This is a genomic window from Sphingomonas sp. AC449 (assembly GCF_979253475.1).
Genome location: NZ_CEEDCZ010000009.1, coordinates 26,310 through 44,642, shown reverse-complemented (window position 1 = coordinate 44,642; position 18,333 = coordinate 26,310). Strand labels below are relative to the sequence as shown.

Sequence of the window (18,333 nt, the reverse complement as noted above, 5' to 3'; positions counted from 1 at the left end):
AGACGCCCCCTCTTAAGGGCCTCGATCCGCACGCAACACCCCCTTTGGACACGCGCAGACATCACATCGCACTGTCCGCGACACTAGTCGGCCGTGACCAGTCCCGCGGCAAAGGCGATCCGCAGTGCTTCGGACAGGCTGCGAACATCGAGCTTGTCCATCAGATTGGCGCGATAGATCTCCACGGTACGCGGACTAAGGCTCAGTTCATGCGCGATCACCTTGTTCGGGTGGCCCTCGATCAAGCCTCTCAGGACATCGGTTTCTCGCGCCGACAGGCGGGCAATACGCGCACGCGCAGTCCTGGCGCGCTCCGCGGCGACGCTTTCCGTCTCGAACCGGTCGAACGACTGGTCGACGATGCGCAGGAGCACATGCGGATCGCAGGGTTTTTCGAGAAATTCGAACGCGCCCGACTTCATCGCATGGACCGCCAGCTGCACGTCACCCTGCCCCGTCAGCATGATCGGCGCAAACCGCGGCGCGAGCGGTGCGATCCTTCGAAGGACCTCGAGCCCCGTCGTCCCGGGCATGTGATGATCGAGCAGAACGACCCCCGGATCGCAATCGTCGAGCGCAGCGAGGAAGAGATCGCCCGATCGAAACGCGCGGATGATCAGGTTCGATCGAAGCGACAGCAACCCCTGGACCGAGGCTCTGACCGCATCATCGTCGTCGACTATGTAGATGGTGCGCATCTGCGTGTCCTTTCAAGCGGCGTAGGGTGGGTTCGACACGACATGGTCATCGCGGTCGAACGCAGGGCAGGGTGAACCGGAAACATGCTCCGCCGTCGGGCATGTTCGATGCGGTGAGCATGCCGCCATGCGCTTCGACGATGCGACGGCATATCGAGAGGCCGATCCCCATCCCCCCCTCGCCCTTCGACGACGTGAACGGGGTGAAGAGGCGCGAAAGCACGGCGTCCGACAACCCCGGGCCCTGGTCCCGAACGCTGATCTCGATCTCGCTCGGCGACAGGCGACGCGAACCGATCGTCACCTCGCGCCGATCGGGCGGCATGCCGGCCAGCACCTCGAATGCATTGCGGATGAGATTGACCATGACCTGCTGGATCTGGATCCGGTCCGCGAGCATGACGTCGGCGGACCGCGACAGCGCGAAGGTCACGCGGATATCCGGGCGCTGGCTTCCTGCCGCCAGCAGCGCGGCTGCCTCGCGCAGCGTCGTCTCGACCGGCTCGATCCGCATGTCGGATTCGCGCTTGGCGACGAATTCCCGCAGGCGGTGGATGATGTCGCCCGCGCGCAGCGCCTGCGCATTCGCCAGATGCAGCATCTCGCGCAGCCGGGACTGGTCGAGCTGACCATCGGGTACATCGAGAAGCAGCTCGCCCGTCGCGACGAAATTGGCGATGGCGGACAAGGGCTGGTTGAGTTCGTGCGCGAGCGCCGCCGCCATCTCCCCGACCGCGTTAAGGCGAACCACATGCATCAGCTCCTGATGCACCTGGCCCAGCCGCTCCTCCGCGGCGATCCGGTCCGATATGTCGCGCACGAACCCCGTGAAGACGCGTTCGCCCGCCACCCGCGCTTCGCCGACATGCAGTTCGATCGGGAAAATGCTGCCATCGACGCGCTTTGCCGTCAGCAGGCGGCGATCACCGATGACGCTCCGCGCGCCCGCCCGCAGATATCGCCTGAGATACCGGTCGTGCCGTTTCGCATCGTCGTCGGGGATCAGCGTGGCGACGTTGCTGCCGATCGCGTCCGCGGCGCAATAGCCGAACATCTGTTCGGCCGCCGCGCTGAACGACCGGATCTGCCCCCGTTCGTCAATCACGACCATCGCATCGGGCACGGTTTCCAGGATCGACCGGAGCTGTGCCTCCTGCGACAGCAGCGCCGCCTCGCGTTCCTCGTGCCGGGTAATGTCGAGCGTCAGGCCGACGGTCTTCACGAGATTGCCCGCGCGATCGTAGAAGCACCGCGCCGATCCCTCGAGCGCGCGCCGGACCCCGTTCGCCTGCGACAGGCGATAGGTGTAGCTGATGCGGTCCGCCCGTGTTGCGACCGCGGCCGAGATCGTCCGCTGGATATCGGCGAGATCCTCGGGATCGACCAGCGCGGCCCAGCTTTCGAAATCCTGGATCGTGCCGGGAATGATCCCCAGCCTCTGTTCCGATCCCGCGGCCCAGGTCAGCCGGCCCGACGCAACGTCCCATTCGAACAGCCCGATCTCGTGCGCGGTCGCGGTCAGCGCGAGCCGATCCTCGCTGGCGCGCAACGCCGCCTCCGCCTTCAGCCGCGCGCCGATATCGGTCATCGACAGCACCAGAACCGCGCCACGCGCCGAGTTCGCGACGGGGCGCGCATGCTCGATGACGTGGACGAGCCGGTCGTCGCGGCATCGCTCGACCAGCTCGCGTTCGACATCGGCGTGCCGCGCCCGTGTTGCAGCCGCGCCGCCAGGCGCGCGCGAATCGAGCAGCTCGTGCTTGGCCCGCCCGAGCGCCTCGCGTTCCGACCAGCCGTACAGGTCTTCGCAACCGCGCGACCAGTGCACGATCCGCCCGTCTGCATCGATCAGCGCCATCGGCGCCGCGTCGAGCGCCTGGCTCAGTTCGACCAGTGCCGCACGCCGCTTCGCCGCGCTCCGCATCGACCATGCCAGCAGGATCGCGATCGCCGCGAAGTTCAACGCGATCGTCGACATCTCGCCCCATAGCGGCGTGACCCACCCCGCCTCGACGGCCCCGAATTCGGCGAGCGATGCCAGCACGGGCTCGACCATCAGGAGCGGGACGACGAGCCGCATGACGCGCCATTCGGGCGATGACAGCCCTGCCGCGACGTCGATATCGCTACGCCACGCCAGCACCCCCAACGCGAGCAGCAGCGTCTCGATGGCAGCAGGCAGCGAGGTCGAGAACAGGCGCCACCCCGCCGCATCAAGCGCCTCGGCCATCGGTACGAACAGCAGCGACAGGCTTGCGAATGCCAGCGCCGATCCGGCGATGCCGAGCGTGACATAGCCAGCACGACGCGTGGCGACCGGTGTCAGCATGATCGCCAACGGAAGGCCGATCAGCACCAGCGCATGGATGATCCCGGGCGGCGTCGCGCGACCTGCGAGCGAACGGTTCACCTCCGCGACGAACAGCCATCCATCGATGCCCAGTCCCAGCGACGGCAGCGTCACCAGCCGTGCGGCGCCGATCGCGATCGGAACGATGAGCAGCAGCCGGGCCAAGCGGTGCGACTGTGCTGACACGTACAACCCGAAGCCTGCCGCCATGAACAGGTATGCGACGCTGCTGAACGGCAGTGACGGCTCGATCATCCCAAAGCTCGTCAGATCGGGTTTATCGAGGATCCAGCCCAGCAGCGTCAGCAATGCACTGACCGCCCCGCCGCAAATCCCCCAGCGAGCGATCACGAGCCCCGGGAGTCTGGCCTGCCTTTCCGGTCTTGCTCTGTCGCGATTATCCATCAGCAGCAAATACTATACAATTCGGCCCACCGACACCTAAGCTAACCGTAACCGTTTTGAGGTTATTTGCCCGCTGTCGACCCGATGTCTTTCAGACTGGTTGCCGGAGATAATTAACCAACTCATTTATACGAATTGGCGAAGTCCTGTCATGTTGGCTGATGAACTGGCGGATGCGCTGGAACTACGACAAGTCCGGCCGACATAGGCGCTGGCACCGCGAGTATCTCTCTACCTCTGCTTCCGGTTTATCGCACGTGTCCCCCGTCAGCCGGGCTGTTCGTCCGAAGCCATGCGAGCGCCAGGTTGCACAGCGCATCGGGTGCCGTCGTGGCCTCGAGCGTCAACGCACACTCATCAGCCCCTGGCGGTTCGAGTATCGCCAGCTGGCTCTCCAGGAGGCTGGCGGGCATGTAATGGCCCGCCCTGGCGACGAGACGTCGTGTCAGTTCCTCTTGTCGCGTTTCCAGCAGGATGAAGCGCAGGGGCACGTGCGACGCGGCCGACAGCCGGTCGCGATAGCTGCGCTTGAGTGCCGAGCACGCCGACACCGCGATGCCGGCCCCTGCCCCGGTGCCGCCTGCCCTACTGCCCGCTTCGCCGGCTGCTGCCACGCCGATTGCCTCGCCCAGCCGGTCGAGCCATGGCCAGCGATCCGCATCGTCAAGCGGTTGCCCGGCCCGCATCTTCGCGATGCTCGCGGCCGCATGATAGTCGTCCCCCTCGAGCAGCGGACAGCCGATACGCTGCGCAAGCAAGGCCGCGAGCGTCGACTTGCCGCTGCCACTGACGCCCATCACGACGACGCCGTGCGGTACCGCCGGGCGATATCGCGTGCCCATCGCTTTAGGCTCGATTGGCATATCCCACTCCGCTTTCATGAATGCGCCTTGCAGTCCGAAGCGCCGCTATCGGTCGTCTCTATCTAATTGACCATTACGACTTTTGTCGCGGTACTGCCGGAGACTTTCCCGATCGCCCCGGAACGGACGAACACCAACGGAGTTTTTCGTCGAAATAAGGGGATGGTACGATCAACGACATGAGAAAACGGACCGTTCTGTTCGCGCTGATAGCAGCGAGCACGCCGATACCCGCGCATGCGCAGACTTTCGTGGATGTCTTTGCAGGTCGATCCTTCCCCGAACGGACCGCGGCCTCGATCACCGCGAACGAAGCCAGGATCGACGATGTCATTATTCCCGCACAACTGCGGATCGACGTCGAAAGCCTGAAGCCCACCCATTCGACGATCTTCGGCGTCCGGGCGGGGCACTGGTTCGACTGGTTCGGCGTCGCGGTCGATGCCGCCACGCTGAACCCCGACGTGAAGCGACAGACCGTCCGCGCGACCGCGAATCTGCGCTTCGACGAGCAGGTCTTCGGCAGGGAAGTCATCGTCGACCCGGGTCGGTCGGTGGCGGTCGACATACCCCGCGTCGGCGTACCCACCACGGCCACCTTCGCGGCGCTCGCGATGGTCCGCGTACCGCGTTCCGGCGTGCAGCCCTATGTCTTTGCCGGCCCTGCCTATCTCGTCACCGATAGCGACATCAGCGGGCATTGGGGCGTACGCGCCGGCGGCGGGGCCAAGATACCGCTGTCCCGCTCGATCGCCGTGTTCGGCGAGTACCGGTATACAGGGGTCAACGACGCGCGCGCCGTGGCTGGTCGCATCGGCGGCACCGCACGTGGCGTGTCGGGCTCGACCGGCGATATTCTTGTCGGTCTCGACGTGCGCAATCACAGCCTGGCTGGCGGCATGAGCTTCTCGTTCTGACTTGAGGCAAGCGCACGGCGGGGCGACCGATCGCGCACGCCGAAGCCTGATCCGCGATCCCGCCTACCGATCCATGGTCTTTCGCGGTGTTCGTCCTTACCGTGCGCCCATGCATATGCTCCTTCGTCACGCGCGCAATCCGGTGATCCTGTTGGCGCTGCTGACAGCGGCTTCCAGTCCCCCGACGACGGATCTGTCGCGATGGAAGGCGCAGGCCGACCGCGTTACGATCACGCGGGACGACTGGGGTATTCCGCATATCCTTGGCCGAACCGACGGCGATGCGGTGTTCGGTCTCATCTACGCGCAAGCCGAGGATGATTTTGCGCGGATCGAGGCAAATTATCTCACCGCGCTCGGCCGCACCGCGGAGGCCGAGGGTGAGGATGCGATATGGGCCGATCTGCGTCAGCGGCTGTTCGCCGACCCCGTTGAGCTGAAACAGCAATATGCGACCAGTCCGGCGTGGTTGCGGACGTTGACGGACTCCTGGGCGGACGGGCTGAACTATTATCTGGCAACGCATCCGCAGACCAGGCCTCGGGTTATCCGCCGTTTCGAACCCTGGATGGCGCTCGGCTTCACCGAAGGCAGCATCGGGGGCGATATCGAGAGGATATCACTGAGCGAGCTGAAAACCTTCTACGGCAATCCGACGCCGCCCAGTCCGGAGGAGCAGGGCATCGTCCCGCGTGAGCCGTCCGGGTCGAACGGCATTGCGATTGCCCCCCGCCTGACCGCCGGCGGTCGCGCGCTGCTGCTCATCAATCCCCATACGAGCTTCTATTTCCGCTCGGAGGCGCAGATGACGAGTGCCGAAGGGCTCAACGCCTATGGGGCGAGCACCTGGGGCCAGTTCTTCATCTATCAGGGCTTCAATCCGACCGCCGGCTGGATGCACACCTCGTCCACGGTCGACAATGTCGACGCGTTCGCCGAGCGGATCGCCGGTCGCGCAGGTGGCTACAACTATCTGTACGGCAGGGCCCGCCGGCCGGTCGCGACCAAGGTCGTCACGTTGCGGTTCCGCAAGGCGAACGGCTTGCTCGGCGAGCGGCACTTCACGACCTATCGCACGCATCATGGCCCGATCGTCGCAAGCCGGAACGGGCGCTGGATCGCGACCGCACTGATGTGGAAACCCGTCCCAGCGCTCGAGCAGAGCTATCTGCGGACCAAGGCGCACGACCTTGCGAGCTACATCGCCGTCGCGGACCGCAAGGCGAATTCGTCCAACGATACGCTGTTCGCCGACCAGAAGGGCGAGGTCGCGTTCCTGATGCCGCAGTTCATGCCGATTCGCAGCGACCGGTTCGACTATACCCGGCCCGTCGACGGCAGCGACCCCGCGACCGACTGGCGTGGCCTGCACACGCTCGCCAGCCTGCCGAGCGTCGCGAACCCGCGTACCGGCTGGGTCCACAACACGAACGACTGGCCCTGGAGCGCTGCGGGGCCCGACAGTCCCAAGGCCGCAGACTATCCCCGGTACATGGATCAGGTCGGTGGCAACGCGCGCGGCGTCCATGCCGACCTGCTGCTGACCGGAAAGAGCCAGTGGACGCCGGAGACGCTGCGCGCGGCGGCGTTCGATCCGTATCTGCCCGCCTTTGCACGGCTTTTGCCGGGGCTGATCGCCGCATGGCAGGCGCTTCCTTCCGGCGACCCGCGGCGTGCCGCGCTGGAGGCACCGATCGCGCTGCTTGCGAAATGGGACCACCGCTGGGGTTATGACAGTGTCGCGACCAGCCTTGCGGTGTTCTGGGGCGATCAGCTCTGGCGCGAGGTCGGCGGTCTTGCGCAGGCCGAACGGGTCAACGTCCCCGACTACATCGCCACACGCGTGCAACCCGGCGCCAAGCTTGCCGCGCTGTCCGCCGCGGTGGATCGGCTCACGCGCGACTTCGGCGACTGGCGCACGCCGTGGCAGGCAATCAATCGCTTTCAACGGCTCGACAACGCGATCCAGCCGCATTTCGACGACGATCGCGGCTCGACACCCATAGCCTTTACATCGGCCCAATGGGGGAGCCTCGCGTCGTTCGGCGCCAAGGCCTGGCCGGGAACGAAGCGTTATTACGGCACCAGCGGCAACAGCTTTGTCGCCATCGTCGAATTCGGTCCCCGCGTGAAGGCGATGGCGGTGATGGCGGGCGGCCAAAGCGGCGACCCGGCGTCACCGCACTTCGACGATCAGGTGACGCGGTACGCGCAAGGCGATCTGCGCCCGGTCTATTTCCATCCCGAAGACCTCAAGGGGCATGTCGAGCGTCGCTACCGCCCGGGCGACTAGAGCCGCATGCGGCGGCCGGCATCGACATGCTGCGCGCATTGATTGGCCGTCGTCCGAATACGCGAAATCCCGTCGGTGAAGGCGAAGCACCCGCGAGGGTTAGCCAGCCCGTGCGGCAGGGTCGCGTGCCGCCGCGGCGCGACGTCTTTGACTGCGGTCAACCCGATCCTTGTCCGCAATCAACGCTCCGGCACCGGTGTGCGACTAGCCCGACGGCATTGCAACACAGGAGCCGGACCATGCCTTCATTGATCAAGAGCCTCGCCGTCGGTGCGACCATGGCGATGGCCATGACGGCACCGGCTTTTGCGGAGACCGATCCGGCGCCGCGGCAGGGGATCGCCGCGGGCGACGTGTTGCTGCGAGCGCGCGCGATTCTGGTTGCCCCGAACGAGACATCGGGCAGCATCCTGCCGGCATTTCCCGGCGAGCGCGTCCGTGTCGACAACAGCATCATGCCAGAGGTCGACGTCACGTACATGGCGACGAACCATATCGGCTTCGAGTTGATCGCGGCGACGACCAAGCATCATGCGGACGGCCGCACCGGCACGACGGGCACGATCGGCAGGCTTGCCTCGACCTGGGTATTACCCCCGACGCTGACCGCGCAATATCACGTGAACCCGACAGGCGCGGTTCGCCCCTATGTCGGTGCCGGTCTGAACTACACGATCTTCTGGAACGAGACGGCGTCGAACGCTCTGGTCGGGGCGGTCGGGCGAACCGGCGTGCACATGAAGGACAGCTTCGGCTGGGCCGCACAGGCGGGCGTCGATATCGACATCACGCCAAAGGTCTTCCTGAACCTCGACGTCAAATATATCGACATCGACACGACCGCACGGCTGCGAACGACGGCGGCGGGTGTGCAGCGTGTCGCGATCAGCCTCGATCCGCTGGTGTTCGGGGTGGGGCTTGGCGTGCGGCTGTGACGCCCTAGGCCGGCACGGCGCGGTCCGTATCTGCCCACACCGCGTGTGCGCGGGGCTCGGGCACGACCGCGATCTGCCGGTCGCACAGCGCCCCCATCGCCGGGCGGTGGCTGACCATGACCAGCCCCTGCCCGGTACGCGCCAGCCGGGCGGCAAGGCCCTGGGCGACGCGCCGCTCAGTCGCCGCATCGAGCCCCTCGCTGGGTTCGTCGAGCAATAGCCAGGGCGCCGGGACGAGGTACGCGCGGGCAAGCGAAAGCCGCCGCCGCTCTCCGCCCGACAACCGCACGCCATGCTCGCCGATCCAGCTGTCCAGCCCGTCCGGAAAACCTTCGATGACCTCGGTGAGCGCAACATCGGCAAGCGCCACCAACAGCGCGTCATCGCCGACCAGCGGATTGCCGAGCGCGAGCGTCTCGCGGACCGTCCCCGCGAGCAACGCCGCATCCTGCGGTGCCCAGCCGAACGTCGCCCGGCGGGCGGCAAGCGGAATACCGACGATGTCCGTGCCGTCGATGCATGCCGTGCCGGGTGCCACCGGTCGCAGGCCGAGCAGGCTTTCCACGAGCGTCGTTTTGCCGGTTCCCGATGCGCCGATCAGCGCGGCGCGTGAGCCGGCCGGCAGATGCGTATCGAGCAGATCGATCGACCACGCGGCAACGCCCGCGCCGCAGCCCTGCTCCGCCACCGGGCCCGCCAGCAGGTCGTCGAGCCGCGTCTTCGCCTCGCGCACCGCACTCTGCTGCGCAAGGCCGCGCAGGACCGGCGCGGCGCCGTCGATCGTCATCACTGCGGCCAGCGCGCACAGTGCCGCGATCGCCGCGCCCGCGGGCGCGGCGATCAGCAGGACCGCAAGACCCGCCGCACCGAGCGCGACCGCCTGGATGAACTCGAACCAGCCGACGACGCAGGCCTGTGCGCGCTGGGCCTCCGCGAGACGCAGGCTGCTTGCGTCGACCGTCGCCAGCGCCTGCGCCTCGATACCGTAGCAGCGCAGTTCCGCCGCCGCGTCGGCCATGCCTGCAAAGGCGTCCTTCAATGCGCCACTCGCGCGCTGTACCTCGCGCCCCGGCGCATCGAGACGTCGGGCCAGCACCCCCGCTATCGCCAACAGCCCCGACAGACACACCATCAGCGCGATGACGGACCACGGCCCCCCAAGCACACACAAAACCAGACCGCTCGCCAGCGCCGCAATCGCGCCCGGAGCGGCGGAGAGCCGGACGAACTGCGCCTCGACCACGCTGACATCCTGGACGATGCGCGCAGTGGCCTCTCCCGGCGTCAGGGCGAGCGCCTGTGCTACCGGACCGCGCGCGAGCCCGAGGAACAAGGCGGGGCGAATGCGGGCGAGCGCACCGAACGCCGCCTCATGGCTCGCAAGCCGCTCGCCATACCGCCCGGCGGTCCGGAGGATCGCGAGCAGTCGAATACCCGCGCTCGGCAACATGTAGTTGAACGCATACGCCGCGGTCGTCCCGGCGAGCCCCGCCATCGCCGCGGCGGTGATGAACCATCCCGACAGTCCGAGCAGAACGACCGAGGCCACCGCAACGACCGCCGCAAACCCGCTCGCGCGCCACAGCCCCCGCCGTTGCCGTCGTCGCTCGTTCGCAAGAAGCATGTCGATCGCGGTCACGTGCGGTCTCCCAGATCGATGACGAGATCGGCGATCGCGGCGAGCTTCGCGCTATGGGTCGCGATGATCGTCGTGCGGCCGGCGCAGGTCCGCGCAATCGCGGTGATCAGGCGCGCTTCGGACACCGCATCGAGATGCGCAGTCGGCTCGTCGAGCAACAGCACGGGAGCCGGCTTCAGGATCGCACGCGCCAGGGCGATACGGCGCCGTTCTCCCCCTGACAGGCTGCTGCCCCTCGCATCGATCACCGCACCCAACCCGCCCCGCGCGAGCAGCATCGGCGACAGGCCAGCGATGCGCGCGACCTCGGCGATACGCTCGGAGGATGCCGTGGGGTGGGCAAGCGCGATGTTCGATCCGATCGTTCCCGCCAGGATCAGCGACGACTGGCCCATCCATGCGGCCATCGGCGCGATGCTGCCGATCGTGCCCAGGTCCTGACCGCCGATCGACACGTGGCCAGCCGACAACGGTGCGAGGCCGAGCAACAGATGCAGCAGGCTGCTCTTGCCGCTCCCCGACGCGCCCGTCAGCGCGACGATCATCCCCGGCGAAACGTCGAAAGAGACGCCAGACACCGCCGCGCGCTCCTGACCGGCGTATTGGATCGAAACGGACTCGAAGCGGATCGCAGGCACCGTTTCCGGCACGAGACACGCCGACGACGCAGGCGTCGCCCTGGCCGTTTCCACAGCCGCCAGCCGCTCGCCTGCGGTCTCTGCCGCCTGCCGATCGTGGTACGCCGCTGCCAGCCGGCGCATCGGCGCGTAGAATTCGGGCGCAAGCGCCAGCACGAAGAATGCACGGCCAAGATCGAGCGTCTCGGGCACCGGGAACGGCAGCAGACCCAGCAGGTTGAACCCGGCATACACGGCGACAAGCGCAACCGACAGCGCTGCGAAGAACTCGAGCGCCCCCGACGACAGGAACGCGACGCGCAGCACGCGCATCGTACGCCGTGCAAGGTCCTCCGAGGCCTCGCCAAGCGCGCGCGCCTCGCGTGCTTCCGCTCGAAAGGCCAGCACCGTCGGCAGCGCGCCGATCCTGTCCGCGAACAGCCCCGACAGCCGGGCAAGCGCGACGAACTGGCGCCGCGACGCATCCGCTGCGGCACCGCCCGCGAGGATCATCGCCACGAGGAACGGAAAGAACGTGGCCACGAGGATCGCCGCAGCGATCGGGCTCGCGGCAGCCGTTGCGGCCAGCACGATCAAGGGCGCGATCGCCGCCGCCTTCCGCGCGGGCAGGAAACGCGCAACATAGCCGTCGATCGCATCGACCTCGTCCACCGCCGCACTCATCAGCGTGCCCGTCGTCGCGTCGGAACCCGGGCTGCGGTGCAGCGCCGCGTCGATGATCCGCCGCCGCAGCCGTATCTTCGCGTGGTATGCACCGCCCGCGCCGACCCGCGCAGCAAGCATCGCGCATCCGCCGCGTCCGATCGCCGAGCCGCCCGCGAGCAACGCCCAGGGCAGCATTGCGACAACGCCGTCGTGCGCGGTCACGACGCCGCCCGCCAGCCCGGCCGCGAACCCGATCGCGGCGACACTGTCGAGCAGCAGCAGGCTCGTCGACAGCCGCACGCCGCCGCCATCGGCGACTGCCGCCTTCAGATAGGCACGCGACGCGCGCGCGCGATCCCGTGAAACGTCGGCCGTTGCGATGCTGCTCATGCCACCGCAATCGACGGCGGCACCGTGCGCGTCTTTGACCGCGGTCAATGTTTGCGCTGCCCCCGGTGCCTAACGCTTTCGAGGACAGGGCCGGTCGACGGCCTTCTGGGGAGCGTCATCATGGACCTTGCGGTCATCGACCTGTCGCGGCTGCAATTCGCGCTGACAGCCTTGTACCATTTCCTGTTCGTCCCGCTGACGCTGGGCCTCTCGATGATGCTGGTCATCATGGAGTCAGTGTACGTCATGACGAACCGGCCGATCTGGCGCGTCATCACCCGGTTCTGGGGACGGATCTTCGCGATCAACTTCGTGCTGGGGGTCGCGACCGGGCTGACGATGGAATTCCAGTTCGGCACCAACTGGTCGTATTTCTCGCATTATGTCGGCGACATCTTCGGTGCGCCGCTCGCGATCGAGGGGTTGATGGCGTTCTTCCTCGAGGCGACCTTCGTCGGGCTGATGTTCTTCGGATGGGAGCGGCTGACGAAGCTCGGCCACCTGATCGTCACGTGCATGGTCGCGCTCGGCACCAATTTGTCGGCGCTGTGGATCCTCGTTGCGAACGGCTGGATGCAGAACCCGACCGGCGCCGAGTTCAATACCGACACGATGCGGATGGAAGTCAGCGATTTCGGCGCCGTGCTGTTCAACCCGATCGCGCAGGCCAAGTTCGTCCACACCGTCAGCGCGGGCTATGTCTGCGCGTCGGTCGTCGTGCTCGGCATCTCGGCGTTCTGGCTTCTCAAGGGACGCTATACCGCGGTGGCACGGCGTTCGATGACGGTCGCCGCCGCATTCGGGCTTGCCGGGTCGCTCTCGGTTGTCGTGCTCGGCGACGAGAGCGGGTACGCGCTGACCGACAACCAGCGGATGAAGCTCGCGGCGATCGAGGCGGCCTGGCACACCGCCCCTGCCCCCGCGGGCCTGACCCTGTTCGGGATGCCCGACGTCGCCGCACGCGAAACCCGCTATGAGGTGCAGATTCCGTGGGTGCTCGGGCTGATCGCGACGCGAAGCCTCGATAGCGAGGTGACGGGGATGTCCGAACTGGTGCTGAAGGCGCAGGAACGGATCACCTCGGGCATCATCGCCTATGATGCGGTCGAGCATCTTAAGATTGACCGCACCAATATCGCCGAGCGCGCGCGGTTCGAGGCGCACAAGCGTGATCTGGGCTATGCGCTGCTGCTCAAACGCTACATCGCCGATCCGAGGATGGCGAGCCCGCAGCTGATCGCCGCGACTGCGTGGGACGTTGTCCCGAACGTGCCGCTGATGTTCTGGAGCTTCCGGATCATGGCGTTCATCGGCTTCTTGATGATCGCGCTGTTCGGCACCGCCTTCGTGCTGACGTCGCTCCGACTGCACATGCAGACGCGCTGGTTCCTGAAGCTCGCGGTCATCGCGATCCCGCTGCCCTGGATTGCGATCGAGCTCGGCTGGATGCTTGCCGAGATCGGACGACAACCCTGGGCGATCGAGGGGGTGCTGCCGACATTCCTGGCAGCGTCGTCGCTGACCCGCGGGGTGCTGTGGACGACGATCATCGGCTTTACCGCGATCTACGGCACGCTGGCTGTCATCGAGGTGCGGCTGATCCTGTCGACGATTCGAAAGGGCCCGTTCGAGGACCACGAGGATTTCCGGCCTGCGCCACACGTCGCCCACGACGTCGCCGTCACCGCCTGAGGGGAGACCAGACATGTTCGACTATGAAACACTGCGTCTGATTTGGTGGGCGCTCATGGGGGTCCTGCTCATCGGCTTTGCGCTGACCGATGGCTTCGATCTGGGCGTCGCGGCGATGCTCCCGTTCGTCGGTCGTACCGATGCCGAGCGACGGATGGTGATCAACTCGATCGGTCCGACGTGGGAGGGTAACCAGGTATGGTTCATCCTCGCCGGCGGCGCGATCTTCGCGGCGTGGCCGTTCGTCTATGCGATCAGCTTCTCAGGCTTCTACCTCGCGATGTTCCTCGTGCTGGCCGCGCTGATCTTACGCCCGGTCGGCTTCAAATACCGCTCGAAGCGCCCGGATCCGGCGTGGCGGTCGCGGTGGGACTGGGCGCTCTTCGCGGGCGGGTTCGTGCCGGCGCTCGTGTTCGGCGTGGCGGTCGGCAATGTCCTGTCGGGCGCGCCCTTCCGCCTCGACAGCGATATGCGCACGGTGTTTGACGGCAGTTTTCTGGGGCTGTTCTCGCCGTTCACGCTGTTGTGCGGGCTGCTGTCGGTGTCGATGCTGATGCTTCACGGCAGTGCATGGCTGGCGATCAAGATCGAACATGGCGCGGTTCATGATCGCGCCCGCACATTCGGGACGGTCGCCGGTTTGGCCTCGCTCCTCTTGTTCGCGGTCGGCTGGGGCTTCGTCGCGCAGGCGGACATCGGCTTTCGCATCGTCGGTGCGATCGATCCCTCGGGCCCGTCCAATCCGTTGCACACCACGAGCGAGATCGCGCGTGGCGCGTGGCTCGCCAACTATGGTCGCTACCCCTGGATGATGATCGCCCCCGTGCTCGGGTTCGGCGGAGCGGCCCTCGCACTGGTCGGGATCCGGCGGGGCTGGGAACGGGCGGCGTTCGCAGGGTCGTCGGCATCGGCCACGGGCATCATCGCAACCGTGGGGCTGTCGATGTTTCCGTTTATCCTGCCCTCCAGCATCGACGCGCATTCGAGCCTGACGCTGTGGAACGCATCGTCGAGCGCGCGGACGCTCGGCATCATGCTGCTCGTCACCGTCGTGCTGCTGCCGATCGTGCTGGCCTACACCGCCTGGGCCTACTCGGTGATGTTCGGCCGGGTCACGACGCGCGAGGTCGCGACAAACCCCGATTTCTATTGAGCCGGCATCATCAAGGACATCTAATCATGTGGTATTTCACCTGGGTTCTCGGCCTCGGACTCGCGGTCGGCTTCGGCATCCTCAATGGTATCTGGCATGAGTTCCATCTGCCGATTGCGGATGATGGGGACACCGCCTGAACGCATTACGCCGCTGCAAATAATTCACGCGGATATTCGCGGTGGTCATACTATACCCGGTCAATGGCTCACCACGATATCTGCGCGGATTGCGCCGTCCGCGACCAGGCTCTTTGCAGCAGCCTGACCGATCTTGAGCTGACCGCGCTCAATACGCTTGGCCGCCGTCGCAAGATCACACGCGGGCAAACGTTGATCTGGGCAGGCGACGACAGCATCATCTGTGCAAATCTCCTGTCCGGCGTGCTCAAGCTGGTCGCTGCGACGCCCGATGGTCGCGAGCAGATCGTCGGGCTGCTTTACCCCGCCGATTTCGTCGGCCAGCCCTATGCCGGCCAAGCCGATTTCACGATAACCGCGCTGACCGACGCGGAACTCTGTATCTTTCCGCGCGACGCGTTCGAACGCGTGCTTGAGGATCATGCGCGGATGGAGCGCCTGCTGTTGCAACGCACGCTCGCCGCGCTCGCGGTGGCGCGGACCCGGATCCTGTCGCTGGCGCGCAAATCGGCGCAGGAGAAGATTGCAGGTTTTCTGCTCGACATGGCCTTGCGCGCGTCCGCGACCGGGTGTCGCGCGACGCCCGGCGGCCCGATCACGTTCGATCTGCCACTGACGCGCGGCCAGATCGCCGACGTCCTCGGACTGACGATCGAGACGGTCAGCCGTCAGATGACCCGGCTGAAGGCCGCAGGCGTGATCGCACTCCCGGGGGGGCGGGCGATCACGATCTCCGATGAAGGCGCGTTGCAGGACTTGGCCGAAGCCGCCTAACCCGCGCGTCGCGCGCAAAGGCTGTCGATCAACACCGCCCGCGCAGCGCGACTGAGGCGCGGAGTACCAAGCAGCAACACGACCAGTTCGGTGAAGGCCATCGCCGCCCTGCATCCTTCGAAAAAACCGCGCAGCATGAAGCCGAACGCTTCCGCCCCCGGTCTCGAAGCACCGGACAAAACCGCTACTATGTCGTCCGCATCGATCGCGTCGCTCAGATGCCGTGCGCGGATTCGCCCGAGCAGCGCAGCCGTCAGGGCGTCGTCAGGATCGTGCGCGAACAACGCATCGATCACGGCATTTTCCTGATCGAGATGGCCGGCGACGATTGCCTGCAAGCTCCGGCCGAGGGCGCCGGCTTCGTCGTGCGAAAGCTTCTCCGGCAACAGATCGGCGCATGCCTCCAGACGATCGCACAGACCGTGAAGTCTGGCGTGATCAGCGACCAACGCCTGCAGGTCGGTCGCATCGATGACATGCCGGTCCCTGCCCGACGCCCGGCCGTCGCGCTGTCCGTCATGCTCGGTCATCATCCCTCCCCGTCCGGGCAGCTTGCACGGCGCCGGCAATGCGGCATTGACGATGATCAAACGCTGCGCTGCGGCGCGCTCCTCCGCCCCGCCCCCGTTTGCAAATGCACCGCCGGAGACGGGGCCCCCCTTACGCAGGATGCCCGCACGTCGTACCGCGCCCTCGGGCGGGGCAGCCTGGGTCAGTCGACCGTTCCCGTATGCATGAGATGCCGGACGTCGCGCGCGATCTGGTTGTTCGCCCCGAGCCGCTCGATCAGTTGCGCCTGACGGCTTCCGCGCAGCCCGGCCGTCGTCAGATGCTTGTCGCGCACATAGGTGTAGACGCCACTGACGGCGAAGGCCGAGGCATAAGCGATATGCGCCTTCTGCGCGTCCTGCGTTGCCAGAAAGGCGTCGGATTCGAAAAACCTGCGACGGGTCAGCGGGGACTCGAACGCGAGTTCGATCACCGCGATTATCGTGCGTGACGCGGGTACGTCATGGTCGACGTTCGGCGCAGGCGGCGCGGGCTTCGCTTTGTCGTACCGGTCGGGCAAGTGCAGCCGGAGCTTGATCACCGCGTCGTCTGCCGCCAGCGTCTTGGCAAATCCGCGCATGAACTCGCCAAACGCTTCCAGATCCTCGGTGGCGGCACCAAGATGGACGTGGATCCGGTCCAGTCCGTCATCGCCGTTGGGTACCGGATCGGCGACGCGGTCGATCAGCGTCCGCGATCCCTGAGGCAACGCATAGGCAACCGTCGCCGCAAACATGTTCTGCTCGTCGGCGAACAGGATGTGGCTAGCGGCATTGAAGACATCCTGATCCGCCTTCGAGGCGAAACCGATCTCGACGCCGCCGTCGAGTTCATAGTCCGCAAACGTCTCGATCCCGTCAATCGCAGGCCAGAGATGCGCGTCCTGCTCGCGGTTCAGATGATGCTGGACATACCAGGCGAGCCCCGGGATGCGCGCGCACAACGGCCCGTGGACGTCACGCCAGTAGGTCGCGAACACCTCGTGGGGAACGCGGGGCCGGCGCAACACCGTCGTGTAGCTGTTGATCGCAATGCTGCCATCGCGCTCCGCATAATCGGTCGCGCGAGAGACTTTTACCATGAATGAGCTCCTGATCGTACAGGTGCCCAACGCGCGCGCCGAACATGCGGCAGCCGGTGGAGCTCCTATTTATTCGGCGCTCGCCGCGAACGGTCACGCCGGCCGCATTGCCGTCACAGCGGCGTCGAACGAGCCGCAAAGCGAATAAGGAAAATTACTTTCTCCTTTCGCTTGATCCCCATGCCTGATCTCGTTATCAATTTCAAAATTATAGGATACCTCGATCGCATTCGGCACAGCGATGATTTTGGGATTGTCAGAAAGTCCCTATGCCAAACGCTGTACAACATCGGACGGTCCGATAGCTTCAACTACTCTTGGCATAAGCTATATTCTATTATCGAGAGAATATCCGGATGAACGATTTCACTCTGAGAGGATTTAGCCGTCGCGAAGGTTTGGCGATGTCGGTCAGCGCAATGCTTCTAGGAGCTACACCCGCCAGCGCTCGAAAACATGCAGCCCCCCTCGATCGGCGTCCGCCCGTTGCGCGCCGACGCTTCGTAAGCATTGCCGTCGAACGCGAGATCGCGCGCGTGAAGGCGAAGATCGCGGACCCCGGCCTCGCGCAACTGTTCGAGAATTGCTACCCCAACACGCTCGACACCACCGTCTTCACCAGCACCATCGACGGCAAGCCCGACACGTTCGTCATCACCGGCGACATCGAGGCGATGTGGCTGCGCGACAGTTCGGCGCAGCTCCAGACCTACGTCCATCTGTGCCGCCAGGACCCTGCCCTGCGCCGGTTGTTCCAGGGTGTGATCCAGCGGCAGGCGCGCTGCATCCTGATCGACTCCTACGCCAATGCGTTCATGGCGGATCCCACCACCAAGTCGAACCTCGGCGCGATCACCGACATGACCGAGATGCGGCCGGGCGTCGCCGAGCGGAAGTGGGAACTCGATTCACTCTGCTATCCGATGCGGCTGGCGCACGCCTATTGGAGCGAGACGAAGGACACCGTTCCGTTCGATGGCTTGTGGGCAAAGGCGATGGCGCGCGCCGTCGCGACGATGCGCGAACAGCAGCGCAAGACCGGCGACGGACCGTATAAGTTCGAGCGCGTCAATCGCCATGCGACCGAGACGCTGATGCTGAAGGGCATCGGCGCGCCGACGAGCAAGGTCGGCTTGATCCATTCGATGTTCCGGCCTTCGGACGATGCCTG

15 protein-coding genes and 1 pseudogene are annotated in these 18,333 nt (G+C 65.9%); 9 read left to right on the top strand and 7 right to left on the bottom strand.

Annotation, left to right across the window (positions count from 1 at the left end):
- Positions 1-83: 83 nt before the first annotated feature.
- The 3 genes from AC0CH3_RS14260 to AC0CH3_RS14250 all read right to left on the bottom strand — a co-directional run bounded on the left by AC0CH3_RS14260 (position 84) and on the right by AC0CH3_RS14250 (position 4,316).
- On the bottom strand, positions 84-698 hold the full coding sequence (locus AC0CH3_RS14260; protein ID WP_354304224.1) for a response regulator transcription factor: 615 nt from the start codon (positions 696-698) through the stop codon (positions 84-86).
- Positions 699-744: 46 nt separating this feature from the next.
- Positions 745-3,303, bottom strand: coding sequence for a PAS domain S-box protein (locus tag AC0CH3_RS14255; RefSeq protein WP_354304226.1), 2,559 nt, complete (start codon positions 3,301-3,303; stop codon positions 745-747).
- Between the two features lie 398 nt (positions 3,304-3,701).
- Positions 3,702-4,316, bottom strand: coding sequence for a gluconokinase (locus tag AC0CH3_RS14250; RefSeq protein ID WP_354304228.1), 615 nt, complete (start codon positions 4,314-4,316; stop codon positions 3,702-3,704).
- Positions 4,317-4,495: 179 nt separating this feature from the next.
- Here AC0CH3_RS14250 and AC0CH3_RS14245 point away from each other — a divergent pair, with 179 nt between their 5' ends.
- The 3 genes from AC0CH3_RS14245 (at position 4,496) to AC0CH3_RS14235 (ending at position 8,461) form a co-directional block, all read left to right on the top strand.
- The gene (locus tag AC0CH3_RS14245) at positions 4,496-5,233 is read left to right on the top strand and encodes an outer membrane protein (RefSeq protein ID WP_354304230.1); all 738 of its coding nucleotides are present in this window, start codon (positions 4,496-4,498) and stop codon (positions 5,231-5,233) included.
- Positions 5,234-5,342: 109 nt separating this feature from the next.
- On the top strand, positions 5,343-7,526 hold the full coding sequence (locus AC0CH3_RS14240) for a penicillin acylase family protein (RefSeq protein ID WP_457326379.1): 2,184 nt from the start codon (positions 5,343-5,345) through the stop codon (positions 7,524-7,526).
- Between the two features lie 239 nt (positions 7,527-7,765).
- Entirely contained in the window at positions 7,766-8,461 is a 696-nt protein-coding gene (locus AC0CH3_RS14235; protein ID WP_082446255.1) for an OmpW/AlkL family protein, read from the top strand.
- Between the two features lie 4 nt (positions 8,462-8,465).
- Here AC0CH3_RS14235 and AC0CH3_RS14230 read toward each other — a convergent pair whose 3' ends face one another.
- Entirely contained in the window at positions 8,466-10,100 is a 1,635-nt protein-coding gene (locus AC0CH3_RS14230; RefSeq protein ID WP_354304234.1) for an amino acid ABC transporter ATP-binding/permease protein, read from the bottom strand.
- Positions 10,097-11,773, bottom strand: coding sequence for a thiol reductant ABC exporter subunit CydD (cydD, locus tag AC0CH3_RS14225; RefSeq protein WP_465238008.1), 1,677 nt, complete (start codon positions 11,771-11,773; stop codon positions 10,097-10,099). Before cydD ends, AC0CH3_RS14230 begins: the two co-directional genes overlap by 4 nt.
- A gap of 120 nt (positions 11,774-11,893) precedes the next feature.
- Between cydD and AC0CH3_RS14220 the strand changes: the two genes are divergently transcribed.
- From AC0CH3_RS14220 to AC0CH3_RS14205, 4 genes are all read left to right on the top strand, one after another.
- Positions 11,894-13,465, top strand: coding sequence for a cytochrome ubiquinol oxidase subunit I (locus tag AC0CH3_RS14220; protein ID WP_465238007.1), 1,572 nt, complete (start codon positions 11,894-11,896; stop codon positions 13,463-13,465).
- A gap of 13 nt (positions 13,466-13,478) precedes the next feature.
- Positions 13,479-14,618: a cytochrome d ubiquinol oxidase subunit II gene (gene cydB / locus AC0CH3_RS14215; protein ID WP_354304240.1), complete on the top strand. Its 1,140-nt coding sequence runs from the start codon at positions 13,479-13,481 to the stop codon at positions 14,616-14,618.
- A gap of 26 nt (positions 14,619-14,644) precedes the next feature.
- Positions 14,645-14,758 (top strand): cytochrome bd-I oxidase subunit CydX, encoded by a 114-nt coding sequence (gene cydX, locus AC0CH3_RS14210; protein ID WP_354304242.1) that lies wholly within the window; start codon positions 14,645-14,647, stop codon positions 14,756-14,758.
- A 63-nt stretch (positions 14,759-14,821) separates the two neighbouring features.
- Positions 14,822-15,532, top strand: coding sequence for a Crp/Fnr family transcriptional regulator (locus tag AC0CH3_RS14205; RefSeq protein WP_354304244.1), 711 nt, complete (start codon positions 14,822-14,824; stop codon positions 15,530-15,532).
- Here the strand turns inward: AC0CH3_RS14205 and AC0CH3_RS14200 are convergent.
- Together AC0CH3_RS14200 and AC0CH3_RS14195 are read right to left on the bottom strand one after the other, a co-directional pair.
- On the bottom strand, positions 15,529-16,062 hold the full coding sequence (locus AC0CH3_RS14200) for a hemerythrin domain-containing protein (protein ID WP_354304246.1): 534 nt from the start codon (positions 16,060-16,062) through the stop codon (positions 15,529-15,531). The two genes, AC0CH3_RS14205 and AC0CH3_RS14200, sit on opposite strands and share 4 nt — an antisense overlap.
- Positions 16,063-16,244: 182 nt before the next feature.
- Positions 16,245-17,162: a hypothetical protein gene (locus tag AC0CH3_RS14195; RefSeq protein ID WP_354304248.1), complete on the bottom strand. Its 918-nt coding sequence runs from the start codon at positions 17,160-17,162 to the stop codon at positions 16,245-16,247.
- Between AC0CH3_RS14195 and AC0CH3_RS14190 the strand changes: the two genes are divergently transcribed.
- Together AC0CH3_RS14190 and AC0CH3_RS14185 are read left to right on the top strand one after the other, a co-directional pair.
- Positions 17,161-17,310 (top strand): hypothetical protein, encoded by a 150-nt coding sequence (locus tag AC0CH3_RS14190; protein WP_354304250.1) that lies wholly within the window; start codon positions 17,161-17,163, stop codon positions 17,308-17,310. The genes AC0CH3_RS14195 and AC0CH3_RS14190 overlap by 2 nt on opposite strands.
- A gap of 208 nt (positions 17,311-17,518) precedes the next feature.
- A pseudogene (locus AC0CH3_RS14185) lies at positions 17,519-18,316 on the top strand (glycoside hydrolase family 125 protein); the annotation flags it as partial.
- Positions 18,317-18,333: the final 17 nt, after the last annotated feature.